Origin of the sequence: Aurantimonas sp., from assembly GCF_964217435.1 — a bacterium.
GTDB lineage: Bacteria > Pseudomonadota > Alphaproteobacteria > Rhizobiales > Rhizobiaceae > Aurantimonas > Aurantimonas coralicida.
In genome coordinates, this window is record NZ_CAXPJM010000024.1 from 11,098 (window position 1) to 36,006 (window position 24,909).

At 67.1% G+C, this 24,909-nt stretch carries 25 protein-coding genes and 1 pseudogene; 11 read left to right on the forward strand and 15 right to left on the reverse strand.

From position 1 onward, the window contains the following. Positions 1-205: 205 nt before the first annotated feature. Positions 206-2,905 (reverse strand): DNA mismatch repair protein MutS, encoded by a 2,700-nt coding sequence (gene mutS / locus ACEQX1_RS10845; protein WP_370196822.1) that lies wholly within the window; start codon positions 2,903-2,905, stop codon positions 206-208. A 166-nt stretch (positions 2,906-3,071) separates the two neighbouring features. Here mutS and ACEQX1_RS10850 point away from each other — a divergent pair, with 166 nt between their 5' ends. Then, positions 3,072-5,351, forward strand: coding sequence for an NADP-dependent malic enzyme (locus ACEQX1_RS10850; protein ID WP_370196823.1), 2,280 nt, complete (start codon positions 3,072-3,074; stop codon positions 5,349-5,351). 283 nt (positions 5,352-5,634) lie between these two features. Then, on the forward strand, positions 5,635-5,916 hold the full coding sequence (locus ACEQX1_RS10855; RefSeq protein ID WP_040325981.1) for a hypothetical protein: 282 nt from the start codon (positions 5,635-5,637) through the stop codon (positions 5,914-5,916). A 52-nt stretch (positions 5,917-5,968) separates the two neighbouring features. Here ACEQX1_RS10855 and ACEQX1_RS10860 read toward each other — a convergent pair whose 3' ends face one another. The 5 genes from ACEQX1_RS10860 to ACEQX1_RS10880 form a co-directional block, all read right to left on the reverse strand. Then, on the reverse strand, positions 5,969-6,895 hold the full coding sequence (locus tag ACEQX1_RS10860; protein WP_024349490.1) for a GNAT family N-acetyltransferase: 927 nt from the start codon (positions 6,893-6,895) through the stop codon (positions 5,969-5,971). A 220-nt stretch (positions 6,896-7,115) separates the two neighbouring features. Then, complete coding sequence (locus ACEQX1_RS10865) at positions 7,116-8,108, reverse strand: MDR family oxidoreductase (protein ID WP_370192484.1); 993 nt, start codon at positions 8,106-8,108, stop codon at positions 7,116-7,118. Positions 8,109-8,177: 69 nt separating this feature from the next. Continuing rightward, positions 8,178-8,684, reverse strand: a complete 507-nt coding sequence (gene lspA / locus ACEQX1_RS10870) for a signal peptidase II (RefSeq protein ID WP_370192482.1) — start codon at positions 8,682-8,684, stop codon at positions 8,178-8,180. Further along, on the reverse strand, positions 8,681-9,556 hold the full coding sequence (locus tag ACEQX1_RS10875; protein WP_024349487.1) for an RNA methyltransferase: 876 nt from the start codon (positions 9,554-9,556) through the stop codon (positions 8,681-8,683). The genes lspA and ACEQX1_RS10875 overlap by 4 nt, the downstream gene beginning before the upstream one ends. Further along, positions 9,549-10,634: a class I SAM-dependent methyltransferase gene (locus tag ACEQX1_RS10880; RefSeq protein ID WP_370192489.1), complete on the reverse strand. Its 1,086-nt coding sequence runs from the start codon at positions 10,632-10,634 to the stop codon at positions 9,549-9,551. The genes ACEQX1_RS10875 and ACEQX1_RS10880 overlap by 8 nt, the downstream gene beginning before the upstream one ends. Positions 10,635-10,796: 162 nt before the next feature. Here ACEQX1_RS10880 and ACEQX1_RS10885 point away from each other — a divergent pair, with 162 nt between their 5' ends. Next, a complete protein-coding gene (locus ACEQX1_RS10885) occupies positions 10,797-11,273 on the forward strand; it encodes a carbon monoxide dehydrogenase subunit G (RefSeq protein WP_009211061.1) in 477 nt (158 codons plus the stop codon). 82 nt (positions 11,274-11,355) lie between these two features. Here ACEQX1_RS10885 and ACEQX1_RS10890 read toward each other — a convergent pair whose 3' ends face one another. The 3 genes from ACEQX1_RS10890 to sppA form a co-directional block, all read right to left on the reverse strand. Further along, entirely contained in the window at positions 11,356-11,724 is a 369-nt protein-coding gene (locus ACEQX1_RS10890; RefSeq protein ID WP_050767583.1) for a lipopolysaccharide assembly protein LapA domain-containing protein, read from the reverse strand. Between the two features lie 261 nt (positions 11,725-11,985). Next, a complete protein-coding gene (locus tag ACEQX1_RS10895; protein WP_009211062.1) occupies positions 11,986-12,267 on the reverse strand; it encodes an integration host factor subunit beta in 282 nt (93 codons plus the stop codon). Between the two features lie 97 nt (positions 12,268-12,364). Then, complete coding sequence (gene sppA, locus ACEQX1_RS10900) at positions 12,365-13,342, reverse strand: signal peptide peptidase SppA (protein ID WP_370192478.1); 978 nt, start codon at positions 13,340-13,342, stop codon at positions 12,365-12,367. A gap of 66 nt (positions 13,343-13,408) precedes the next feature. Between sppA and lptC the strand changes: the two genes are divergently transcribed. The 6 genes from lptC to ptsN all read left to right on the forward strand — a co-directional run bounded on the left by lptC (position 13,409) and on the right by ptsN (position 18,961). After that, positions 13,409-14,362 carry an LPS export ABC transporter periplasmic protein LptC gene (lptC, locus tag ACEQX1_RS10905; RefSeq protein WP_370192476.1) on the forward strand — a complete coding sequence of 318 codons (954 nt, stop codon included), beginning with the start codon at positions 13,409-13,411 and terminating at the stop codon, positions 14,360-14,362. A gap of 3 nt (positions 14,363-14,365) precedes the next feature. After that, a complete protein-coding gene (locus ACEQX1_RS10910) occupies positions 14,366-14,983 on the forward strand; it encodes an LptA/OstA family protein (protein WP_370196824.1) in 618 nt (205 codons plus the stop codon). Between the two features lie 95 nt (positions 14,984-15,078). Further along, on the forward strand, positions 15,079-15,837 hold the full coding sequence (lptB, locus tag ACEQX1_RS10915) for an LPS export ABC transporter ATP-binding protein (protein ID WP_024349481.1): 759 nt from the start codon (positions 15,079-15,081) through the stop codon (positions 15,835-15,837). 262 nt (positions 15,838-16,099) lie between these two features. Then, entirely contained in the window at positions 16,100-17,611 is a 1,512-nt protein-coding gene (gene rpoN / locus ACEQX1_RS10920; RefSeq protein ID WP_370196825.1) for an RNA polymerase factor sigma-54, read from the forward strand. A 250-nt stretch (positions 17,612-17,861) separates the two neighbouring features. Beyond that, positions 17,862-18,437 (forward strand): ribosome hibernation-promoting factor, HPF/YfiA family, encoded by a 576-nt coding sequence (hpf, locus tag ACEQX1_RS10925; RefSeq protein ID WP_024349479.1) that lies wholly within the window; start codon positions 17,862-17,864, stop codon positions 18,435-18,437. Between the two features lie 59 nt (positions 18,438-18,496). Then, positions 18,497-18,961 (forward strand): PTS IIA-like nitrogen regulatory protein PtsN, encoded by a 465-nt coding sequence (gene ptsN / locus ACEQX1_RS10930; RefSeq protein WP_009211069.1) that lies wholly within the window; start codon positions 18,497-18,499, stop codon positions 18,959-18,961. 92 nt (positions 18,962-19,053) lie between these two features. Here the strand turns inward: ptsN and ACEQX1_RS10935 are convergent, their stop codons facing one another. The 6 genes from ACEQX1_RS10935 to ACEQX1_RS10960 all read right to left on the reverse strand — a co-directional run bounded on the left by ACEQX1_RS10935 (position 19,054) and on the right by ACEQX1_RS10960 (position 23,686). Next, the gene (locus ACEQX1_RS10935; RefSeq protein ID WP_024349478.1) at positions 19,054-19,308 is read right to left on the reverse strand and encodes a DUF1150 domain-containing protein; all 255 of its coding nucleotides are present in this window, start codon (positions 19,306-19,308) and stop codon (positions 19,054-19,056) included. Between the two features lie 38 nt (positions 19,309-19,346). Continuing rightward, a complete protein-coding gene (locus ACEQX1_RS10940) occupies positions 19,347-19,781 on the reverse strand; it encodes an Hsp20 family protein (RefSeq protein WP_370192470.1) in 435 nt (144 codons plus the stop codon). Positions 19,782-20,005: 224 nt separating this feature from the next. Next, a complete protein-coding gene (msrB, locus tag ACEQX1_RS10945) occupies positions 20,006-20,512 on the reverse strand; it encodes a peptide-methionine (R)-S-oxide reductase MsrB (protein ID WP_370192468.1) in 507 nt (168 codons plus the stop codon). Between the two features lie 226 nt (positions 20,513-20,738). Next, positions 20,739-21,311 (reverse strand): fasciclin domain-containing protein, encoded by a 573-nt coding sequence (locus ACEQX1_RS10950; protein ID WP_009211072.1) that lies wholly within the window; start codon positions 21,309-21,311, stop codon positions 20,739-20,741. A 171-nt stretch (positions 21,312-21,482) separates the two neighbouring features. Continuing rightward, entirely contained in the window at positions 21,483-21,917 is a 435-nt protein-coding gene (gene arfB / locus ACEQX1_RS10955) for an alternative ribosome rescue aminoacyl-tRNA hydrolase ArfB (RefSeq protein WP_009211073.1), read from the reverse strand. Between the two features lie 158 nt (positions 21,918-22,075). Then, entirely contained in the window at positions 22,076-23,686 is a 1,611-nt protein-coding gene (locus ACEQX1_RS10960) for a phosphoenolpyruvate carboxykinase (protein WP_187389933.1), read from the reverse strand. Between the two features lie 362 nt (positions 23,687-24,048). Between ACEQX1_RS10960 and ACEQX1_RS10965 the strand changes: the two genes are divergently transcribed. Together ACEQX1_RS10965 and ACEQX1_RS10970 are read left to right on the forward strand one after the other, a co-directional pair. Further along, the gene (locus ACEQX1_RS10965; RefSeq protein WP_228239135.1) at positions 24,049-24,528 is read left to right on the forward strand and encodes a pyridoxamine 5'-phosphate oxidase family protein; all 480 of its coding nucleotides are present in this window, start codon (positions 24,049-24,051) and stop codon (positions 24,526-24,528) included. Between the two features lie 296 nt (positions 24,529-24,824). Further along, positions 24,825-24,909, forward strand: a pseudogene (locus ACEQX1_RS10970) (DNA-binding response regulator); the annotation flags it as partial.

The window sequence follows — 24,909 nt, forward strand, 5'->3', positions numbered from 1 at the left end:
CCCTGCCGGTTCCACATAAATCGACAGACCCGCCCGGGCCCGGATCACGAAGATGAGACGAGGCTGTCATGAGCGACGGGTGGGTGCAGCGGGCCAAACGCCCGCCGGGTCGGGGCGCACGGGGTCTCCCGCAGCTCTGCGCCCGGAGGCACGGGAGCTGCCTGAGCCACCGCCCCATGCGTCAATCTGTCATGCAACGGCGAATTCAGCCTTGCGGCTTCGCCAATCCCTTCAGCCGGTAGAGCTCTTCCAGCGCCTCGCGGGGCGACAGGCTGTCCGGGTCGACTTCGGCCAGGGCGTCACGCAGGGCCGTATCGGCCGGCCGCTCCGGCGCCTCGTTCCGGCGCACGACCGCCGAGAACAGCGGCAGGTCGTCGACGAAGGCACTGCGCTTCTCGCCCTGCTCGCCGCGCTCGAGCTGGATCAGCACCTGCCGTGCCCGCTCCACCGCCTGCGTCGGAAGCCCGGCGAGCTTGGCCACCTGGATGCCGTAGGAGCGGTCGGCAACGCCGGGCTTCACCTCGTGCAGGAAGATGACCTCCCCTTCCCACTCCTTCACCCGCATGGTGGCATTCTTCATCCGGCCAAGCCGGGCCGCCAGGGCCGTCATCTCGTGGAAATGAGTGGCGAAGAGCGCCCGGCAGCGATTGACCTCATGCAGGTGCTCGACGGCGGCGAAGGCGATGGACAGGCCGTCATAGGTCGCCGTGCCCCGGCCGATCTCGTCGAGAATGACCAGCGCCCGTTCGCCGGACTGGTTGAGGATCGCCGCCGTCTCGACCATCTCAACCATGAAGGTCGAGCGCCCTTCGGCGAGATCGTCGGAAGCCCCCACCCGGCTGAACAACCGGTCGACGATCCCGATATGGGCCCGGGTCGCCGGCACGTAGGAGCCGATCTGGGCGAGAACGGCCACGAGGGCGTTCTGGCGCAGGAAGGTCGACTTGCCGCCCATGTTCGGTCCGGTCAGCAGCCAGATCGCGCCGGCGTCGGCATCATCGGGCGGCGACAGATCGCAGTCATTGGCGACGAACGGGTCGCCGCTTCCCGCCTTCAGCGCAGCCTCGACCACCGGATGCCGGCCGCATTCGACATGAAACGCCAGGCTGTCGTCGACGAGCGGCGCGGTCCAGTCTTCGGCAACCGCAAGCTCCGCGAGAGCCGCGGAGACGTCGAGCACCGCCAGCGCCTCGGCGCCGCGCTGGATCGCCTCGGCGCAGCCGATGACGGTGTCGGCGAGGCGGTCGAAGGTCGCCAGTTCGATGCGCAGCGCCTCGGAGGCCGCGCCCGCGATCCGGCTTTCGAGTTCGGACAGCTCGGTCGTGGTGAAGCGCATGGCGGAGGCCATGGTCTGGCGGTGAATGAAGCGGGCGACGCCGTCGCCTTCGGTGAAGGCCTTCGCCTGTCCGTCGCTGACCTCGACGAAATAGCCGAGCACGTTGTTGTGCTTGATCCGCAGATTGCGGACGCCGGTCTCGGCGGCGTAGCGCCCCTGCAGTTCGGCGATCACCCGGCGGGAATTCTCACGCAGTGCGCGGGCCTCGTCGAGTTCGGCGATGGCGCCCTCGCGCACGAAACCGCCGTCGCGCTTGAGCAGCGGCATGTCGTCGGCCAGCGTCGCGGCCAGCGGCTCCAGGCAGTGGCGCGGCAGCGCCGCCAGCGCCGCAGTGGCACGGGCGAGTTCGGCCGGCAGATCGCCATCGAGGCTGGCGGCGATCGCCAGTCCGGCCTCCAGCCCGTCGCGGATCGCGGCAAGGTCGCGCGGACCGCCGCGGCCCAGCGACAGCCGCGACAGCGCCCGCTCCGTGTCCGGCAGTCCGCCCAATGTCGCGCGCAGGCGCTGGCGGGCGGTCATGTCGGCGATGAAATGCGCCACCGAAGCCTGGCGCTCGCGGATCGCCGCCGGATCGGTCAGCGGCCCGGCCAGGCGCCCGGCGAGAAGCCGCCCGCCGGCCCCGGTCACAGTCCGGTCGATGGTGGCGAGAAGACTGCCCTGCCGCTTGCCCGAAATGGTGCGGGTGAGCTCCAGCGAGGCGCGGGTCGCCGGATCGATCTGCATGAGCGAGCCGGGCGCGATGCGCTCGGGCCGCTGCATGGCCGGCCGCGCGGCCAGCTGGGTCTTGCCGAGATAGGCGATCAGCGCCGCGCCGGCAGCAAGCTCGACCCGTGAGAAACCACCGAAGCCTTCCAGCGTCGCCACGCCGAAGAACCGGCACAGCCGCTCTTCGGCGGTGGCGCCGTCGAACAACGCCTGGGGCTCGGGCCGGGCCGTGCGGCCGAAGCGTCGCAGCAGCGGCTGCAGGGCCTCGTCGTGGAACACGGGATCGGCGACGACCAGTTCGCTCGGCTCGATGGCGGCGATGTCCGTGGACAGCCGGGCCATGTCGGTCTCGGCCAGGCGAAAGCTGCCGGTGGAGAGATCCGTCCAGGCCAAAGCGAAGGTCGCGCCCGGTCCGGAGCCGCCAAGCCGCGCCAGTGCCATCAGGTAATTGGGCCGGCCGGGCTCGAGCAGGGTCTCCTCGGTGATCGTGCCAGGGGTGACCAGCCGCACCACGTCGCGCCGGACGACGGACTTGGCGCCGCGCTTGCGCGCCTCGGCCGGGTCCTCGACCTGTTCGCAGACGGCGACCCGGTGGCCGAGGGCAATCAGCTTGTGGAGATAGTCGTCGGCCGACACCACCGGGACGCCGGCCATCGGGATGTCGTCGCCCAAATGCTTGCCGCGCTTGGTCAGCGTGATGCCGAGAGCGCGCGACGCCTCGACGGCGTCGTCGAAGAACAGCTCGTAGAAATCCCCCATCCGGTAGAACAGGAGACAGTCGGGATTGGCCGACTTGATCTCGATGTACTGCGCCATCATCGGCGTCGGAGGCGGGGTCGCCGCGGCGTCCGTTTGCGCTGTCATCGCTTCGATCGTTCTCTTGCGTCCTTGTCGTCCGGTCGGTGGCGGAGGGTCCGTCTGGGGCGTGGGAACACGTCCCGCGCCGGCCGCCAAGCTTCCCCTGGCATAGCTTTGCGGGTATCGCGATGGAAGAGGAGACACCAACAATCCCAAAGGGAGGGGCACCAGCATGCTTGATAAACCGGGCCAGCGTCCGCCATCCGTGACCGACCAGGAAGCCCTGGACTTCCACTCGCAAGGCCGTCCCGGCAAGCTCGAGATCAACCCGACCAAGCCGATGGCGACCCAGCGCGATCTGTCGCTGGCCTATTCGCCCGGCGTCGCGGTTCCGGTCCGCAAGATCGCCGAAGACCCGGAAACGGCCTTCGACTACACCGCCCGCGGCAACATGGTCGCCGTCATCTCCAACGGCACGGCGATTCTCGGCCTCGGCAATCTCGGCGCACTGGCCTCCAAGCCGGTGATGGAAGGCAAGGCCGTGCTGTTCAAGCGCTTTGCCGACGTCGATTCCATCGACCTGGAGGTCGACACGGAGAATGTCGAGGAGTTCATCAACTGCGTGCGGCTTTTGGGGCCGTCCTTCGGCGGGATCAATCTGGAAGACATCCGGGCACCCGACTGCTTCGTCATCGAGGAGCGGCTGCGCGAACTCATGGACATCCCGGTGTTCCATGACGACCAGCACGGCACCGCGATCATCGCCGCCGCCGGCCTCATCAACGCGCTGCACCTGACCGGCCGCGACCTGACCTCGACGCGGCTGGTGGTCAACGGCGCCGGCTCGGCGGCGATCGCCTGCATCGACCTTCTGAAGGCGATGGGCTTTGCCGCCCGCAACATCATCGTCTGCGACACCAAGGGCGTCATCCATCGCGGCCGCGAGAGCGGCATGAACCAGTGGAAATCGGCCCATGCCGTGGACACCGACCTGCGCACCCTTGCCGAGGCGATGGACGGCGCCGACGTGGTCTTCGGCCTGTCGGCCAAGGGCGCGCTGACGCCGGCAATGGTCGCCTCGATGGCCAAGAATCCGGTGATCTTCGCCATGGCCAATCCCGATCCGGAGATCACCCCGGAGGAGGTCGCCGAGATCCGCTCCGATGCGATCATGGCGACGGGCCGCTCGGACTATCCCAACCAGGTCAACAACGTCCTCGGCTTTCCCTACATCTTCCGCGGCGCGCTGGACGTGCGGGCCACCACCATCAACGAGGAGATGAAGGTCGCGGCGGCCGAAGCGCTGGCGGCGCTCGCCCGCGAGGACGTGCCGGACGACGTGGTGGCGGCCTATCGCGGCCAGCGCCCGCAATTCGGGCCGCGCTACATCATCCCGGTGCCGTTCGATCCGCGGCTGATCTCGGCGATCCCGCAGGCGGTGGCGAAGGCCGCCATGGACACCGGCGTCGCCCGCCGCGCGATCGGCGATTTCGAGGCCTATGACAAGGAGCTGCGCTCGCGGCGCGACCCGATCGTCTCGACCCTGCAACGCATCTATGACGGCGTGCGCAGGGACCCCAAGCGCGTCGTCTTCGCCGAGGGCGAGGAGCCGCAGGTGATGCGCGCCGCGCTCGCCTATGTGAACCAGAATCTGGGCACCGCCATCCTGCTCGGCCGCGAGGCCGAGATGCGCGAGACCGCCCGCGAGGCTGGCATCGACCTGGAGCGGCCGGGGCTGGAGATCATCAATGCGCGGCTGTCCAACCGGGTGGAGGCCTATACCGACCTTCTCTACAGCCGGCTGCAGCGCAAGGGCTATCTGCATCGCGACTGCGTGCGGATGATGCGCAACGACCGCAACCATTTCGCCAGCGCCATGGTCGCCACCGGCGATGCCGACGCGATGGTCTCGGGCGTGACGCGCAACTACCAGACGGTGCTTGCGGACGTGACCCGCGTCCTCGACGTCGAGCCGGGCCATTGCATGATCGGCGTCTCGATCGCCCTGTGCCGCGGGCGCACCGTGCTGGTCGCCGACACGGCGGTGCACGACATGCCGAATGCCGAGGAACTCGCCGACATCGCCGTTGAGGCGGCGGCCATGGCCCGCAAGATGGGCTACGAGCCGCGGGTGGCGATGCTGGCCTATTCGACCTTCGGCAATCCGCCGGGAGACCGGGCGCAGAAGGTGCAGGACGCGGTCCGCATCCTCGACAGCCGCAATGTCGACTTCGAGTATGACGGCGAAATGAACGCCGACGTGGCGCTGAATGCGGAGATCATGGAGCAGTACCCGTTCTGCCGCCTGTCCGGTCCGGCCAACGTCCTCGTGATGCCGGCCTTCCACTCGGCCTCGATCGCCACGAAGATGCTGCAGGAGCTCGGCGGCTCCAAGGTGATAGGACCGGTGCTGGTCGGGCTCGAGCGGCCGGTGCAGATCGTCTCGCTCGGTGCCCGCGACTCCGACATCGTCAACATGGCGGCCATCGCCGCCTATGACGCGATCGGCTGATCGACACAACGGGCCGGGGGCGAACCGGATGCGCCCCCGGCACCAATGCGTTCACCCGTCGGTGCGTTGTACCGCCGACCGGTTCGGGCCATTTGCGGATTGTCAGCCTGCGTTCATCGAAGGCATGCTAGTTCGGGCATCTTGCAGGCGGAGACCACTCGGCCGAAGATGTCACCGTCGGCTGACGGGGAACGGATCGGCGCCTGCGGGCGCTGCCGCTCCACGACAATGCCGTTCACCTGCCGATCGTACCCGGCAGGCCATCGCCTGAGGAAGTCGAGTCATGCCGAAAACCATGCAGATCGCAGTCGCAGCTCTCCTGGCGATGACGCTGGGCGCCGCCGCGCAGGGCAGCGACGAGAAGGTCAATGTGCTGCAATACGCGCTGTCGCATCCGTCGGACAATGCCCAAATGCAGCGCCCCCCGGCGCTCGGCGATTCGGTGCCGGCAAGCGTCAACCTGCAGCAGGCCAACGGCAATACGAGCTTTGCCTATTTCTACTATGCCGGCCAGCCGGTCATCGTCGACCTGAAGACACGCAGCATCGTGCGCATCGGCGAGTAGCAGCGCCCCCGCCGATGCGCGGCGGGAAGACACGAGGGCCCCGGGTAGCCGCTCAGGCGGCGAAGCGGCCCGCATCGGCGCCGTAATGGCCGATATAGCGCGGATTGATCCGTTCGCGCGGCAACACGACGAGCACGTCGGTGGTGCCGAACTGGTGGTCGACCACCGCCCCTTCCCCGATATAGCCCCCGAGGCGGAGATAGCCCTTCAGGAGCGGCGGCATCTGCGCCAGCGCCGATCGCATGTCGGCAATCTCGCCCATATCCGGGAAGAACGTGCCGCGGTGGGCATGGGCGCGCACGGCCCATTCGGCCGGGGCCGGGGCGTTCTGCTTCAGGAAGGCCAGCGGGAGCGCCAGCGCCTCGGTGTCGGTGCCGGCCAGCGAGGCGCAGCCGAACAACACGTCGATGTCGTGGGCGAGGACATAGCTCCAGATCCCCTGCCAGAGCAGTTCGACCGTGCGCTTGCCGCGATAGTCCTTGAGGACGCAGGAGCGTCCGAGTTCGAGAAAGCGCTTGCCGGAATGGCGGGCGATCATCGGCGCGATGTCGAATTCCTGCGCCGTGTAGAAACCACCGGCGAGTTCCGCCATCTCCGCCCGCATCAGGCGGTAGGTGCCGACGATCCGGTTGGTCGTGGAGCCGCCGCGCTTGTGATCGATCACCAGGAGATGGTCGCAATAGCGATCGAAGCCGTCGCTGTCGCGGCGCGTCATCTTCTGGAATTTCGACGGCTGGGCGCTCATCTCCTCGTAGAAGACGCGATAGCGCAGCTGCTGCGCCGCCTTGACCTCGGCCGAGCTGCGCGCGAGCCGCACCTCGAGTTCGCCGATGCGGCCAAGGATCGGGGTCGCGGGGTCGAAGCTGATCGGCACCCGGCGCATCTTGGCGGGTACGAAGCGAAGGGCGACATTGCCGAAATCGAACGCCGCAGGACGCGGGGTCACGGCGGATACATGTCGGGTCCCGTCCACGGTCATCGCAACTCTCCCTCGATCCCCATGCCATCCACGCGGTACAAAGCTTCGGCGACGTTTTGATGACCGGCGCCCTCGCCCGCCACCTCTCCCGCGCCTTGGAGGGACGCCCGAAGGCACCCTCCCGGGACAATTCGCACGGGTTCCGGTCACCCGTTGCCTCTGCCGTCGGGCCCCCCAACGGCGCGGCGATCCGCGAAAATGGCGTCGCCGCGGGCTCTTATCAACTCATGTCGACGACGACACGGCCGCGGATCTGGCCGTCGACGATCTTCCCGGCGGCATCCACGATACCATCAAAGTCGATGTCGGTCGCGATCGCTCGCAGTTTGGCCGGATCGAGATCCTCGGCCAGCCGCTTCCAGGCCTGCATCCGCCGCGGTTTCGGCGCCATGACGGAATCGATGCCGAGCAGCGAAACCCCACGCAGGATGAAGGGCGCCACCGATGCCGGCAGATCCATTCCCTGGGCGAGGCCGCAACAGGTGACGACACCGCCGTAACGGGTCGCCGCCAGGACGTTGGCGAGGGTGTGGCTGCCGACCGCATCGACGCCGCCGGCCCAGCGCTCCTTGGCAAGCGGCTTGCCCGGCTCCGACAGTTCGGCGCGGTCAATGATCTCGCTCGCGCCCAGATCGCGCAGCCAGCCGGCTTCGGCCGGGCGACCGGTCGAGGCGATGACGGTCCAGCCGAGCTTCGACAGCAGCGCGACCGCGACCGAGCCGACACCCCCGGAGGCACCGGTGACGATCACCGGCCCCGCCTCGGGGCGCAGGCCCGCATCCTCCAGCGCCATCACCGACAGCATGGCGGTGTAGCCGGCGGTGCCGATCGCCATGGCGTCCTTGGCCGAGAAGTTCTCGGGCAGCGGCACCAGCCAGTCGCCGTTCAACCGTGCCCGCCCGGCAAAGGCGCCGTGATGGGTTTCGCCGACACCCCAGCCATTGAGGACGACCTTGTCGCCCTCCTTCCAGTCGGCATGGGTGGAGCGCAGCACGGTCCCGGCGAGGTCTATCCCGGGGATCAGGGGCCAGCGGCGGACCACCGGGCCCTGGCCGGTGATCGCCAGCCCGTCCTTGTAGTTGACCGTCGTGGCCTCGACCGCTACGTCCACGTCGCCGTCCATCAGTTCGTCCATCGACATCTCGACGATATCGACCGACTGCGTCTTTGCCTCGTCCCGCGATACGCGGATCGCCCGGAATGTCTCGCTCATCCTGCGCTCTTTCCGTTCCCTGTGATCGCTCGCCCTGCCTTATTTGACAAAGGGCGCACGTCGGGGTTGTCAATCGGCGGCGCCGTCCGTCCCGGCCTTCGCTCGATCGCGGCGCGGCTGCAGCACGAACTCGTCGAAGAGGATGACCATCGCGCCGACGGTGATGCAGGCATCCGCCAGGTTGAAGATGGCGAAGGCCCAGACCGGCGTGTGGAAATAGACGTAGTCGACCACATAGCCGAGCAGGACGCGGTCGATGAGATTGCCGATCGCGCCGCCGACGATGATGGCGAGGCCGAAATGGGTCAGCCGCCGGTCCGCCGGGGTTTTGATCCAGAGGATCATCACCACGACCAGAACCACGCCGGCCAGAGCGGCGAGCCCGACATCGCCCACCCCGGAGAACATCGAGAAGGCGATGCCATCGTTGCGGGCGTGGTAGATCGCCAGGAACGGCAGCAGCTCGATCGCCTCGCCGAGGGCCATCTTGGCGACCACGAGCGCCTTGATCATCTGGTCCGCCATGACGGCCAGCACGACGATCAGGATGTTGAACAGAACGAGGTTGCGGCTCACAGCGTCAGCGCTCCACGCCGTGCCTCGAACAGCATCACGCCCGTCGCAACCGCCAGATTGAGGCTGTCGGCGCGGCCGGACTGGGGAATGCGCACCAGCACGTCGCAGCTGCGCGCGAGCGACGGCGTCAGGCCGGCCTGCTCGTTGCCCATCAGCAGGATCGTCGGCTGGGCGCCGTATTCGGGTTTGCGGTAGTCGACGGCGCCCTCCATGTGGGTGCCGGCGACGAGGCCGGAAAAGCCCTTGCGCCATTCCAGGAACTCGGCCTCGCTCGCCTTGGCCAGCGGCACGGCGAAGATCGAGCCCATGGTCGCCCGCACGGTCTCCAGCGAGAACGGATCGACCGTCTCGCCGATCAGGACCACGCCCGACGCCCCCGCGGCATCGGCGGTTCTGAGGACCGTGCCGAGATTGCCCGGATCGCGGACGCGGTCGAGCGCGACGATGACATTGCGGCCCGACACGTCGAGCTTGGCCAGCGGCGTCAGCCGGCGACGGAACACGCCGACGGCATTCTGCGGGTTGTCGCGGCGGGTGATCGCCTCCAGCACCTTGGCGTTGGCTTCAAGGACGTCGCCGCCCAGCGATACGGTCCGCGCGGCGGTCTTCTCCAGGAATTCGTGCCCGGCGGCGGCACGGGCGATGACCAGCGTCTGGATCTCCCAGCCCGCGTCGAGCGCGTCGCCGACGAGCTTCAGCCCTTCGGCGAGGAACAGGCCGGTCTCGTCGCGATGGCGCTTCTGGGCCAGCGCCCGGATGTCCTTGACGATGGGGTTGGAGACGCTGGACACCTCCTTGACCCGACCGGGGGCGCGGGTCGGGGCAAAATGCCGGCCGTCACCGGTCTCGGGCGGGCGCGAGCGGTCAGACATCGGGGGCACTCCAGCGGGAAAACAGGGATGTGGACAGGAGCCGCGGCTCGGCGCCGTCCTCGCGAATGACGAGTTCGCCGGATGCGAGGTCGCCGCCGAGACCGCGCATGGTCTCCCCCATCAGCGCCGACAGGGAATAGAACGAGGCGCGGATGGAATAGGCGGTGAGGATCACGAAGAGCGGCTTGTCGGACAACAGCGCCCGGGTCAGCGACAACAGATATGGCAGATCCTCGAAGAGCTGCCAGACCTCGCCCTTGGGACCGCGGCCGAATTTCGGCGGATCGAGCAGGATCGCGTCGTACTGGCTGCCGCGCTTGATCTCGCGCTCGGCATAGCGGACGGCGTCCTCGCAGATCCAGCGGACCGGCTTGTCGCCAAGCCCGGCCATCTCCTGGTTCTCGCGCGCCCAGCCGATCGCCTTCTTGGAGGCGTCGACATGGGTGACATCGGCCCCGGCCCGGGCCGCCACCAGCGAGGCGACGCCGGTATAGCCGAACATGTTGAGCAGCCGGACCGGCGTCTGGCGCGCGCGGTTGGCTTTTCGGATCGCGTCCTCGGCGAAGGACCAGTGGGCCGCCTGCTCGGGAAACACGCCGACATGGCGGAACGAGGTGAAGCGGCCCTGATAGGACAGCCCGTCATAGGTCAGCGGCCATGTCTCGCCGAGAGGCTCCTTGGGGAAACGCCAGCGGCCGGTGCCTTCTTCGTCGGTGTCGCCGGTGAACTCGGCGTCGGCATCCTGCCACCGAGCCGGATCGCGCGGCTCCCATATCGCCTGGTTCTCCGGACGGCGCACCAGCAGCGGCCCGTAGCGCTCGAGCTTCTCGCCGCGCCCCGAATCCAGCAGCGCATAGTCGGGCGTCGCCGCTACCGTCAGGATCAGCGGGCCGGATTCCGGCGGCCGTTCCCCCGTCGGCGCCGGCAGGTCCAGCCGGGTCACCGCAGGCGGCTCGACGCGCGGGGCCTTCGCCTCGGCCGTCTGACCGGCGGGCGATGGCGCGCGCGTGCGCTGCCGTCCGGCGCCGGTGTCCTTGACCTGCGCGGAGCCCGATTTTGCCGCGGCCTTGCGGCCCATCCGCCGTGCTCGCGCCAAGACGAGCCTCCCTGCCTGTTTGTGTAAACGCGCTCCTTAGCGGTTCCGCCCCATCTTGGCAAAGCGATGTAAAACGTGGTCGTTAAGGACGGCATCAAGCTGACGGGGCCTTCGCACGCCCCACCCACCAGGGAGGAACTGTCGATGGATCTCAAGGGCGAATACCGGCTCCCGGCCCGGCGCGAAGCGGTGTGGGCGGCGCTGAACGACACCGACGTTCTGCGCGACTGCATTCCCGGCTGCCAGAGCCTGGAAATGACCGGCGAGAACGAGATGGCCGCGACGGTGGTGACCAAGATCGGCCCGGTGAAGGCGAAGTTCGAGGGTCAGGTCCGGCTGGAGAACATCGAGGCTCCGCAGAGCTATTCGATCGTCGGCGAAGGCAAGGGCGGGATCGCCGGCTTCGCCAAGGGGGGCGCCGACGTGCATCTTGCCGAAGACGGCGACGAGACGATCCTCACCTACGACGTCAAGGCGCAGGTGGGCGGCAAGATCGCCCAGCTCGGCGGCCGGCTGATCGATTCCACCGCCAAGAAGCTGGCCGGGCAGTTCTTCGACTGCTTCGCCGAGAAGGTGTCAGGTGGCGCCAGTTCCGCGGAAGGCACGACCGAGGCCGTCTGAGGGCCGATCAGGCCCATCTTCGCACGGAATGATGCGGGGCTGATCTCGATCGGCCTCGCATACGCCGGCGGTCGCCGACCGATCAGGCGGCGCGGGAGGTGACCAGCGAGGTCGACGTGCCGGAGGCCTTGGCGCGCTCTTCCTGAAGATGACGCAGCTTGGCCTCGTTCTCGCTCGCCTCGCGGCGCAGGCGCTCGACTTCGTATTTCCGCTTCCAGGATTTGCGCCGGTAATGGGACTGGGTCAGCCAGGTGCCAATGCCGCCGAGCACCACGCCGAGGATCACCGCGCCCAGAAGCAGGATGAAGAGCGGCGCCGAGAAGGCGAGCTGCGGCAGCGTGCCGATGGGGTCAAGCGACACCGGAACCGCCTGCCGGTTGGCCACGCAGAAGACGATCAGCACGATCGCGATCGGCACGAGAATGATGAAGGACAGGATTTTCGAGATCATCAGACGTCGCCCCAGATGCTGTTTTGTCGTGCGCCCGGATCGAACGGAATCGATCTCCCGTCCGACGCAGGCCATTGCCAGTGACTGAAGATGGGCCACCGCCCGGTCGCGTCAATCACCGAAGAGGCTCGCCCCATGCCGAGAGAGGCCTCGCCAGACCCGTCGCGGCCGCGAGACACGGATCGCCTGGTCTGACCCTCAACGGTTTCGGCCCGCCGGATCGACCTCGCCCCCACGAGGTTCCGCCGGCCGAACGCCGCATCAGTCGGCGTTGAGGCGCTCGCGCAGTTCCTTGCCGGCCTTGAAGAACGGCACCCATTTCTCCTCGACGGCGACCGCCTCGCCGGTGCGCGGATTGCGGCCCGAGCGCGGCGGGCGATGCTTGACCGAGAAGGCACCGAAGCCGCGCAGCTCGACCCGGTTGGATTCGCACAGCGCGCCGGTGATCTCGTCGAAGATCGCGTTGACGATCGTTTCCACGTCGCGCTGGTAGAGATGTGGATTACGCGTGGCGATGGCCTGCACGAGTTCCGACTTGATCAAGCGACTGCTCCCCCTGAGCACGATTTGAGATGCCCGTCTCCGCTCGACCCCAATCGGAACGGTGGGCAGTGCGCGACAATCCAGTTGTTTCCGCCACTTAACGCAGCGAGGACGCACGGCCCAAAGGCTGCCAGAGCGACACGAGACCGTCAAGGTGACCGGCCTTGCGAAGCACGGCGGTGGTCAGCGAGCCCGACCGGGGATCGAGGCCGAAAACGCCGTAGATCGCCGCCCGGGCACTGGCGAACATCGAGAAGTCGAAGCCGTCATCCTTGGGCTCGCGGTCGACGATGACCAGATCCCTGGCAATGCCGCGGTCCTCTTCGAACCAGCGGCGCACCTCGTTCTCGCCGCCCAGTGCGTCGACCAGCCGGTTCTTCAGGCCCTGCTGGCCGCTGAAGATCGAACCGTCGGCAAGGGCTTTTGCCTCCGCCATGCTCATGTCGCGACGCTCGGCGACCAGCGCGACGAACCATTCGTAGGTGTCCATCACCAGCCGGTTGATCATCTCCTTGGCCGCCTCCGGGGCGGGTGCGAAGGGCGACGGCTCCGCCTTCAGCGGCGCCGACTTGATGGCATTGACCTCGACCCCGACCGTCTCGAGAAGCTGCGAGGCATCGACATACTGGAAGATGACGCCGATCGAGCCGACGATGGAGGTGCGACGGGCCACGATGTGATCGGCGCCCGAGGCGATCATGTAGCCGGCCGAGGCCGCCAGCGTGCCGACTTCGGCCGCCACGGGCTTCACTTCGGCGATAGCCCGCACCGCCTCGTAGATGGATTCGCCGCCGACCGTCGTGCCGCCCGGGGAATCGATGCGCAGGACCACCGCCTTCACGGCGTCCTCGTCCTTCAGCCGATCGAGAAGGTCGAGCAGCTTCTGGTCCTCGAGGATCATCCCCTCGATCGAGACGCGGGCAATCTGGTCCTTGGAAGTCGCCATGCGGTCGGCCGACAGGGCGTAGGCGCCCGCAGCGATGGCAATGGCGACGATCACGATGGCGGCGACGCGCCAGAAACTGAGCTTGCGGCGCAGCCGGCGACGGTCGATCAGATCCTCGATCGCGGACATGGTGCTCTCCGTGCGAGCGGACGCCCAGTCGCCCGCGCCGCGAGGGTTACAGCATCACTTGTGAAGATGGAATCGGTTTTCCGGGCGCAACGCCGCGATCCGGCGGCCGGTATGCCTCGACGGCCCGCCGGACCGTCCCCATATGGCGGCGACCGGCGTCCCGGCATACGAACAATTCACATTTTACGGATACTGCTGGACGCGTATCTCGGCCGGACGCAAAAACCCCGTATTGCTGTGCAGGATGCGCGAACCGCCCTCGCGGCGCCGCAACGGCAGGCAGGGAGCGATGGCACGCAGAGGACGAAATCGATGGTAGACAGCGACCATCCCCAGTTGCGTGCGGCCCAGCTCGGGGATCGCGCCCGCACACCTCCCGCGTCACGGGCCTCGCACGAATTCGCGCGGGCCCGGCGGCATTCGCGGCTCGTGCGCATTCTGAAGATCGGTTTGCCGGCCCTCGCCGCGATCATCGTCGTCGGCGGCATTGCCGTGACCTGGGTGGCGCGCAGCCTGCCGGAGGATTTCTCCGTCACCGGCACCTCCATCGAGGACGGTCGCATCGTGATGCAGGATCCGCGGATGTCGGGAATCGACGGCAAGAACCGCCCCTATGAGCTGGTCGCGGAACGGGCGATCCAGGCACTGGGTGGCGGCGGCGTCGATCTGGAGACGATCGCCGCCAAGATCGCCATCGACGACGAGACATCGGCCAATATCGAGGCCGCCTCCGGCAAATACGATCCGAACGCGGAAACCCTCGCCCTCGACGGCGGCGTGCGGGTCGAGACCACCAACGGGATCACCATCAGCCTGGCGGCGGCCGACATCGACATTGCCAGCGGCGCCTTGCAAGGCAGGGGCCCGGTCCGGATCGAAACCCCGGAACAGACCATCGAGGCGAGCTCCCTGAACCTGACAAATGGCGGCGACGTCATTACCTTCGGCGGACGGGTGAAGATGTTGCTGCGCCCGGACAAGTCGTCGCAAGCCCTGCAACAAGCGTCAACCAGCGAGTAGTTCATGCCAAGCATCATTCCCCGCAGCGCGAACATCGCCGGCGCCGTCCTCCTCGTCGGGCTTGCGCTCGGTGCGCTGGCGCCCGCCCAGGCGCAGCAGACAGAGCCCGGCCTCGGCAAGAGTTTCGGCGGCTTGCAGGTCGATGGCGACCAGCCGATCTCCATCGAATCCAACCAGCTGGTCGTCGACGACGCGAAGGCGGTCGCGACCTTCACCGGCAACGTCCAGGTCGAACAGGGCGAGACGGAGCTGCGCACCGGCCGCCTCGTCGTCACCTACAAGAAGGACGAGACCGGCGGCAGCCAGCCCGCCGGCGGCGGCGGCCTGCCGGGCGGCTCGAACCAGATCGAGCGCCTGGAAGCCAGCGAGAAGGTCTATGTGAAGTCGGCCGATCAGGTCGCCACGGCCGACCAGGCCGATTTCGACATGGGAACCCAGATCGTGGTGATGCGCGGCAATGTCGTCCTCACCCAGGGCCAGAACGTCGCCGAGGGTTGCCGGCTCACCATCCAGATGGACACCGGGCTCGCCCGGCTGGAAAGCGCCTGCGACGGCGGTGCCGAGACCGGCGGCCGCGTGCGGCTGATGCTGACGCCCGGCGCCGGGCAGGCACCGAATTGAGGCTGGCGTTGAAACGGCAGCCCGCCGCCGCGGCCATGGCCAATGTCGAGCCGGGCCCGCACCCGGCCGCGCCGACCTACGGCCTGCCGCACGGGATGGGCGATCTCGAAGGTCTCCACCCGGATGCGGCCGAGGGGACGCTGGCGGCCGCCGGCCTGACCAAGAGCTATCGCGGCCGGCGGGTCGTCGACGATGTCGGCCTGCTGGTCCGGCGGGGCGAAGCGGTCGGCCTGCTCGGCCCGAACGGCGCCGGCAAGACCACCTGCTTCTACATGATCACCGGGCTCGTCCCCGTCGATCAGGGCCGCATCATGCTCGACGGCCACGACATCACGACCGTGCCGATGTATCGGCGCTCGCGTCTCGGCATCGGCTATCTGCCCCAGGAAGCATCGATCTTTCGGGGCCTGTCGGTCGAGGACAACATCCGCGCCGTGCTCGAGGTGGTGGAGCCGGACCGTGACGTGCGCGAAGAGGAACTGACGGCGCTGCTCAGCGAGTTCCACATCGACCATCTGCGCAAGCAGGCCTCGACCTCGCTGTCGGGCGGCGAGCGGCGGCGCTGCGAGATCGCCCGGGCCCTCGCCTCGAAACCCACCTTCATGCTGCTGGACGAGCCTTTCGCCGGCGTCGATCCGATCGCCGTCTCCGACATCCAGCAACTGGTCCGGCATCTGACCAAACGCGGCATCGGCGTGCTCGTCACCGACCACAATGTGCGCGAGACGCTGGGCCTGATCGACCGGGCCTACATCATGCATGCCGGCGCGGTGCTGACCCACGGCAAGCCGCAGGAAATCGTCGACAATCCGGATGTACGCCGGTTCTATCTCGGCGACGAATTCAGCTTCTAGCCGGTCCCTGCACAATCTCTGCGCAACCGCCTCCCGGCGATTGCGCCGGTCGGCGGGCCGTCGATTCCGGAACCACCGGGACCCGCGCAATCGCACGCCGCAACCGCGCCGCGCGACGCCATGGCGCGATCGAACTCACATTGACAACGAATGCGGCAAGCCGCTTTGATGGCCGGTAACGGGCCGCGTGATCGATGCGGTCCCGACTGGGGATGGCAATCGTCCCCACCAGCAGTCCGCACTGGGGAGTGTCTCGGCGTCCATGGCTCTTTCCGCCAAACTGCAGATGCGGCAATCGCAATCGCTGGTGATGACGCCCCAGCTGCTGCAATCGATTCGGCTGCTGCAGTACTCCAATGTCGAACTGGCGGCCTATGTCGACGGCGAAATGGAGCGAAATCCGCTGCTTGCCGCAGGGACTTCGGAGGCCTCCGGGCGCCCGGCGGCGGAGATGGACACACCGGCCGATTCGCCCGTGCCGCTCCAGCCTCGCGAGGAAGCGGCCGCCGGCACGCAGATCACCGGATCGGAAAGCGACAGCGCGGCCTTCGAGAGCGGCTTCGCCGGGCGCGAGGACGCCGGCGACCGGCCGGAGCGAACCGCCCCGGTTGCCCGCGGCGAAGGCCGCATCGGGGCCTCCGATCATGATTTCAGCGTCGAGGATCTGGCCGAGCGGCGGCCGTCGCTCAACGCCCATGCCCTTTCGGAGGTGCGCGACGCGGTGTCGGCCGGCCCCGCCCAGAAGATCGGCAAAGCGATGGTCGAGCATCTCGACGAGAGCGGCTATCTGCGCCTGTCCTGTGACCAGCTTGCCACCGATCTCGGCGTGACGGTCGCCGAGGTCGAGGCGGTGCTGACGACAATCCAGAGCGAGGCGACGCCGGCCGGCCTCTTCGCCCGCGACCTTGCCGAATGCCTCGCCATCCAGCTGCGCCGCCGCAACCGTTTCGACCCGATCATCGCCGCCGTGATCGACAATCTCGACCTTCTCGCGCGGCGGGACTTCGCCGCGCTCAGACGGCTGACCGGCGAGGACGAATCCGGCCTCATGGACATCCTGGCCGAAATCCGGGGCCTCGACCCCAAGCCCGGCCACGCCTTCGACCACGAGGGCTTCGAGTCGATCGTGCCCGACGTCCTCGTCACCGAAGCGCCGGACGGTGGCTGGCAGGTGGAGCTCAATCCCGACGCCCTGCCCCGGGTGCTCGTCGACAACAATTATCTGCGCACCGTGCGCAGCGGCGGTTTGTCCGACGACGACCGCGCCTTCATCGGCGAATGCCAGCAATCGGCCAACTGGCTGGTGCGGGCGCTCGACCAGCGGGCCAAGACCATCGTCAAGGTCGCCAGCGAGATCGTGCGGCGGCAGGACGGCTTCCTGACCCACGGCATCGGCGGATTGAAGCCGATGACGCTGATGGCCGTCGCAGAGGCGATCGGCATGCACGAATCGACCGTCAGCCGGGTGACGGCGACCAAGTTCATCGCCACGCCCCGCGGGACCTTCGAGATGCGCTTCTTCTTCACTGTGGCGATCGCCTCGGCCAATGGCGGCGACGCCCATTCGGCCGAAAGCGTGAAGCACCGCATCAAGCTGCTGATCGATGCCGAGAGCCAGGGCAAGGTGATGTCCGACGACGACATCGCCGCCATCTTGAAGAAAGAAGGCATCGATCTGGCCCGCCGCACCGTGGCCAAGTATCGCGAGGCGCTCGGCATTCCCTCTTCGATCCAGCGTCGTCGCGAGATGAACGCCCGGCGGCTGGCCTCCTGATGGCGGTTCGCCCCCCGGACTCACCGGCTCGACGAGACCCCTGCGCAGGTGCCTGCGACGGGTCCGTCGGGGCTGCGTTGACACTCCAGGCGATCCTCCCTAGAAGGCGCCACTTCTCGAGCCCGGAGGGCAAGATGCCCGCTCATCCCGCAATTGCGACGACCGGACGGCATCCAACTCCGGCCCGGCGCGTTTCTGTCGACCGGTTCACGAAACCGGGTCAACTGTCATTGCAAGGGAGTTTCCAGCCATGACACTGCGTATTTCGGGAAAGCACATGGACATCGGCGACGCGTTCCGCACGCGGATCGGTGATCGTCTGAACGAAGCGGTCGACAAATATTTCGACGGAAATTTTTCCGGCACGGTCGTCGTGTCGAAGAACGGTTCGCGTTTCTCGACCGACTGCGTGGTGCATCTCGATACCGGTGTCGTCTTCCAGGCGGCGGGCCAGGCCCACGAGCCGGATGTGAGCTTCGCCGAGGCCGCCGAGCGGATCGAGAAGCGGCTGCGCCGCTACAAGCGGCGCCTGAAGGACCACAAGGCGTCCTCGACCGAGCATCGCGACATGGCCTATTCGGTCATGGCGGCGATCCCGGAAGAGGAAGAGGAACTTCCCGAGGATTTCTCCCCGGCGATCATCGCCGAAACCACGCTGAAGGTCGGCACCCTGTCGGTCGCCGGCGCGGTGATGGAACTCGACCGCCAGGACAGCCCGGTGGTGGTGTTCCGCAATGCCAAGTCCGGCGATCTGAATCTCGTGTTCAGGCGCGCGGACGGCAATTACGGCTGGGTTGATCCGTCGACCTACGCAGAGCGGGCGTGAGCGCCACACAAGGTTCGGCGCTCACATTCACGCGCTACGCAGGATAAGGCATCGCAGCGATGGACTTCGAAACGCTCATCGAACCGGCGGCGATTCTGCCCGGCTTGCGAGCCAATTCCAAGAAGCAGGTGCTTCAGGAATTGGCCGAGAAGGCCGCGGAGATCACCGGACTCACCGAGCGCGAGATCTTCGAGACGATCCTGCAGCGCGAGAAGCTGGGCTCGACGGGCGTCGGCAACGGCATCGCCATCCCGCATGGCAAGCTGCCGACGCTCGACCGGATCGTGGGGGTGTTCGCGCGCCTCAGCCGTCCGGTGGAGTTCGACGCTCTCGACGATCAGCCGGTGGACCTCGTCTTCCTGCTTCTGGCGCCCGAAGGTTCGGGCGCCGACCATCTGAAGGCCCTGTCCAAGGTGGCCCGGCTGCTGCGCAATCCGGACACCGTGGCCAATATCCGCGGCTCGCGGGACGCCGGCTCGATCTATTCGTTGATGACGGCGGCGGCCACCCAGAACGCCGCCTGAACCGGGCAATCCCGGCTTTCATCCTCGACAACAAAAAGGCGGGCCTGCACATGCAGACCCGCCTTTTTGGTTTTCAGCGTGACGCGCTGCTGTCAGTGGGTGCTGACGGTCTGCAGCTCGTTCTCGTCGGCGCTCGCCAGGATGCTGCCGCGGTCGTCGGAGACTGCCAGCGGCGTGCCGTCGGCGGAGAACAGCGCCCACAGGTTCAGGCCCGGCTCGATCGACTTGGCGGCCGGGAAACGGGCGCGCATGTCGTCGGAGGACATGCGGCGCAGATAGGCGAGGTGTCCCTCGCCAACGGCCGCGAGGTCGGTCTCGCTCATGGTCGAAGCGATGTCATGGGTCATGGGACGTCTCCTTTCTAGGCAAACGTAGGCAGTTCGGGTCAGTCGGCGACCGCGATCTGGATCTTCTTGACGACTCGCTCGGGTTCCGGCTTGGCCAGGTCCACGAGCAGAAGGCCGTTCTTCAGGGTTGCGCCGGTGATCCGCATGCCGTCCGCGAGCAGGAAGCATTTCTGGAACTGTCGCGCCGCGATGCCGCGATGCAGATATTCGCGCTCCGCATCGTCGGTCTGGCGACCACGGATCATCAACTGGTTCTCTTCCGTCGTGACCTCCAGATCCTCGGGACTGAACCCCGCCACCGCCAGGGTGATGCGGATCAGGTCCTCGCTCTTGGCGTCGGACGGCTTCGGACGGATGCGTTCGATGTTGTAGGGCGGATATCCGTCGCCGCCCTTGGCGATCCTCTCCAGCGTCTTTTCGACACTGTCGAAGCCAAGCAGCAACGGGCTGGAAAACGGCGTCATTCGGCTCATCGGTCGTGAAGTCCTTCGGAAAGCGACTTTCGGTGGCAGCGGCCCTGACAGGCACCGCTCCGGCCAATGCACTCCATATGGCGTCGCCCCCCGCTCCATTCAATCGTTCGCCGTTCCGCATCCGGTTCGCCGGTTGATCCGCATCGTCGCACCGCTTCCTTGCCAAACGAAAAACGGCGGCCCGCTCGCGCGAACCGCCGTTCCGTCAATCCGCCACGAGCCGGTCAGGAGGCCGTGGTCGGACCGGGTCGGAAGTTCAGCGCCACGCCGTTCAGGCAATGGCGCTTGCCGGTCGGTGCGGGGCCATCGTCGAAGATATGGCCGAAATGGCCGCCGCAGGTGGCGCAATGGACTTCGGTCCGCGTGTAGATCAGCCGGAAATCCTCGCGGGTGCCGATCACGTCGTCCGACAGCGGGGCCCAGAAACTCGGCCAGCCGGTGCCGGAATCGAATTTGGTCTCGGACGAATAGGCCGGCGTGTTGCAGCCGGCGCAGGCGTAGAGACCGGATTTCTTGTTGTCGTTGAGCTGGCTGGAGAAGGGCCGCTCGGTCGCCTCCTCGCGCAGCACCGCGAACTGGTCCGGGGTCAGGAGCTTGCGCCACTCCTCCTCGGTCCTGGTAACGGGAAAGATTTCGTCCTTGGCGTGGGCGCCGGCGCGAAAGAACAGGCTTCCGCCGATCGCCGTCACTGCCAGGGCGGCCGTGCTTGCCAGGAAGTTTCGTCTGCGCATGGGACATCTCCTTCTGTGGGGCCGGCTGATGTGATCCGCGCGGCGGGCGCGCCGCAGCGATCCCTTGCCGATCGCCGCCATTCACCGGATATGGCTTGCTTCGCTGCCGCATGCCAGCTTGTTACGCAGAAGTGACAAACGACATATCCCGCGCCGGTGACGGCGCGGGAGATCGGGTGGCGGGACCGCCGCAATCGGGGGAAGGTCGGCGGCCCGCCGGAGCCGATTACATGGACGGCATCAGGACCGTGTCGATGACGTGCACGACACCGTTCGACTGCATGACGTCGGCCTGGATCACCGTTGCGGTGTTGCCGGCGGCGTCCATGACGACGATGTTGTCGCCGTCCATGCCGAGCGTGATGTTCTCGCCGGCGACGGTCGGTGCCGGGTGCTTGCCGCCATCATCCTCGATCATCTTCATCGCCGCTTCCGACGATGCCTTGGCCGGGACCACGTGATAGGTCAGGATCTTGGCCAGCTTTTCCTTGTTCTCCGGCTTCAGGAGATCATCGACGGTGCCGTCGGGAAGCTTCTCGAAAGCCTCGTTGGTCGGCGCAAAGACGGTGAACGGGCCTTCGCCGGAGAGCGTCTCGGCCAGACCGGCGGCCTTCACGGCGGCGACCAGCGTCGTCAGGTTGGAGGCGGCGGAAGCGTTCTCGACGATGGTCTTTTCCGGGCTCATCTCGGCGCCGCCGACCATCGGCATGTCCTGCGCGAAGCTGCCGGCGCTGAAGCCGACGGTGCCTGCTGCAACGAGCGAGGCGATGGCGGCCGAACGGATAAGGGTCTTGATCATATCAATAGTCTCCCAGTGAAACTTGGATTTCCGTGGAAATCTCGGTTCCTCCCGGTCAGGAGGATACGGGAGATACGAAGGGTCGGGCCGCGCGGCTTCGAAAGATGCGATCACGGCTGCGTCAGTCGAACTTGACCGGCAAACAGCCGGTCCGCCCCAGGTTTCGCCGGTTCAGTCGTCGACCCGTCCGCGCAGGTTCTTGATCTGGGAGCGGCCCTTCTTGGCCTTCAGGCGCCGCTCGACCGAGCCCTTGGTCGGGCGGGTCTTGCGCCGCGGCGGCAGGGGCGGCTTCAGCGCTTCGCGAATGAGGGCGGCCAGACGCTCGCGCGCATCCTCGCGGTTGCGCTCCTGGCTGCGGAAGCGTGACGCCTCGATCAGGACGTCCCCGTCCTTGGTCGCCCGTTGTCCGGCAAGCCGCAGCAATCGACGCAACGTATCGGGATAGAGCGCGGCCGACTGGGCGGCGGCAAAGCGCAGCTGGACTGCGGTCGAGACCTTGTTGACGTTCTGTCCGCCCGGTCCGCCGGCGCGGATGAACTGCTCCTGCAGATCCCCGCCGGAGATTGTCACGCGCTCGTTGATGATCAGATCGTGATCGCCGGCCATGCCCTGCCCCGTCTGCGACCGGCGGCCGCGTCCCGATGGGCATCGATAGCGCTGCCGGCTCCGGGCGGCAATGCGGCGGCGCGCGAATGGGTTCCGGAAGGTCGCTGGAGAGCCCACCGGCGCCGCACAATCTGGCGGCGCCCGCGGAAATGACGGTGCTATTCGGCGGCGAGCGCCTGGGCCGGGGCCGCCTGCATCACCTCGACATCGACGTGATCCTCGAACTTGGCGAAGTTCGAACGGAACATCGACACCAGCCGTGCTGCCTGCGCATCGTAGGCGGCCTTGTCCGTCCAGGTGGCGCGCGGGTCGAGAATGGTCGTGTCGACCCCCTCCACCGCGACCGGCACCTGGAAGCCGAAATTCGGATCAGCGCGGAACTCGGCATCCTTCAGGCTGCCGTCGAGCGCAGCCGAGAGCAGTGCCCGGGTCACCTTGATCGGCATGCGGTGGCCGGTGCCGTAGGCGCCGCCGGTCCAGCCGGTGTTGACCAGCCAGCAATCGACCTGATGCTGGGCGATGAGATCGCGCAGGAGATTGCCGTATTCGGCGGGATGGCGCGGCATGAACGGCGCACCGAAGCAGGTCGAGAAGGTCGCCTCCGGCTCGGTCACGCCCTTTTCGGTGCCCGCCACCTTGGCGGTGTAGCCCGACAGGAAGTGGTACATGGCCTCGGCCGGGGTCAGCCGGGCGATCGGCGGTAGCACGCCGAAGGCATCGGCCGTCAGCATGATGATGTTGCGCGGATGGCCGTCGACGCCGGTGTCGCTGGCATTGGGGATGAAGTGCAGCGGATAGGCGGCGCGGGTGTTCTCGGTCAGCGATCCGTCGTCGAAATCGGGCACGCGGTTCTCGTCGAGAACGACGTTCTCCAGGACGGTGCCGAAGCGGCGGGTGGTCGCGAAGATTTCCGGCTCGGCTTCGGGCGACAGGCGGATGGTCTTGGCGTAGCAGCCGCCCTCGAAGTTGAAGATGCCGTTTTCGCCCCAGCCATGCTCGTCGTCGCCGATCAGCGTGCGACGCGGGTCGGCGGAGAGCGTGGTCTTGCCCGTGCCCGACAGGCCGAAGAACACGGCGCCATCGCCGTCCGGCCCGACATTGGCCGAGCAGTGCATCGGCATCACGCCCTTCTCCGGCAGGATGAAGTTCAGCGCGGTGAACACCGACTTCTTCATCTCGCCGGCATAGGAGGTGCCGCCGATCAACACGATCTTGCGGGACAGGTCGACGCCGATGACGGTCTCGGTGCGGCAGCCGTGGCGCTCGGGATCGGCGCGGAAAGACGGCAGGTCGATGATGGTCATCTCCGGCACGAAGTCGCGCAGCTCGTCCTGCGACGGACGGATCAGGAGATTGCGGATGAACAGCGAGTGCCAGGCATATTCCGTGACGACGCGCACCCGGATGGCGTTCTCAGGGTCCGCACCGCCGATCAGATCCTGCACGAAGAGATCACGGCCGGCGGCCGCGGCCTGAAAATCCTCGCGCAGCCGTTCGAAGGCCTCGGGCTCCATGGCTGCATTGTTGTCCCACCAGACGGCCGGGTCGGTCATCTCGTCGCGGACAATGAACTTGTCCTTGGCCGAGCGGCCCGTGTGCTTGCCGGTGGTCGCCACGAAGGCGCCATGCGCCGTAAGGCGGCCTTCGCCACGGCGGATGGCGGTTTCGATCAGTTCCGCTTCGCCGAGGTTCCAGCGCACGGAGGACAGGCCATCGAGGCCGGTCGTCTCGATTCCGCAATCAGGATTTCTCGTGCCGATCTCGTCCACTGTCGTCTCCTTGCCGGAAGCCCGCGTCTGCCAGGCCAGCGCCCACCATGTTTGCCGCGCGTCCACTAACTACCCAGCGACTTCCAACAAGCAAGCCCTCCGGGCGGAAAATCGACAATCAGAACAGTCACTTAATCGATTAAATCCGGACGCCTCCCGATATGATCGATTTAAATCGCGGCGGGAGAGCGGCGACATGGCGTGGTCGCCGCGGCATGGCGGACCTGTCCGCCCGGACGCCTCTTCCGGGCTCGCATGACCAGCGCGGCGACCGCGATCGCGCTGGCACCTTTCCCGGTCCGCTGCATTGTCCCATTCGAGAGCACCGGTTCCGGTGCAGGAAGAATGCGACAGGAGACCCCATGACCACCAGCGACATCGACAAGTTCTGGGAGACGATCGGCAATTTCGACACCTGCATGGTGGTGACGCGCGACGGCGGCCGGATGCGGGCACGCCCCATGGCGCTCCGCCTGCGCGGCGACGACCGGAAGCTCTATTTTTTGACCGAGCGTATGACCCACAAGGTCGAGGAGATCGCTCTCGACGACGACGTCGCCTGCACGTTCTCCAAGCACGGGCAGTACATGTCGCTATCGGGACGCGCCGAAGTGGTGGGCGACCGGTCGCTCGTCGCCGATCTGTGGGATGCCTCCGCCGAAGCGTGGCTGCCGGAGGGCAAGAACGATCCCGACGTGGTCGTTCTCGTCGTCGATCCGGACTCGGCGGAAATCTGGGACGTGAAAGCCAGCAAGATCACCCAGGCCTGGGAGTTCGCCAGGGCCTATGTCGGCGGCAAGGAGCGGCCGCAGATCGGCGAGCAGCGCAAGGTCGATCTCTAGACAAGCCGACCCGCCACCCTGCGACCGGCAGGTCCGCGGGGCGGTGCCGGACACAGGACGAAGCCGCCGCGCGGAACGCTAGCCGGCCGAAAACTTCCGCTACGTCTTTGTAATTTTCCAATCCCGCCACATTTATCGCTGATTGGCGCTGCCGATGGCGCGTTCCCTGTTGCGGAACGCATCAGCAGAAGGGACATCTGCCTCGACGGCCGCGACCAGTGATCCTGCCGGGCGCGGCCGAGCCCCTCTCGCGACACGCACGTCGCGGCGAGGGACGGAAACTGGAGAAGATCGCAATGCCAACCATCGCCCTTGTCGACGACGACAGGAACATTCTCGCGTCGGTCTCGATCGCGCTGGAGAATGAGGGCTACCGGGTCG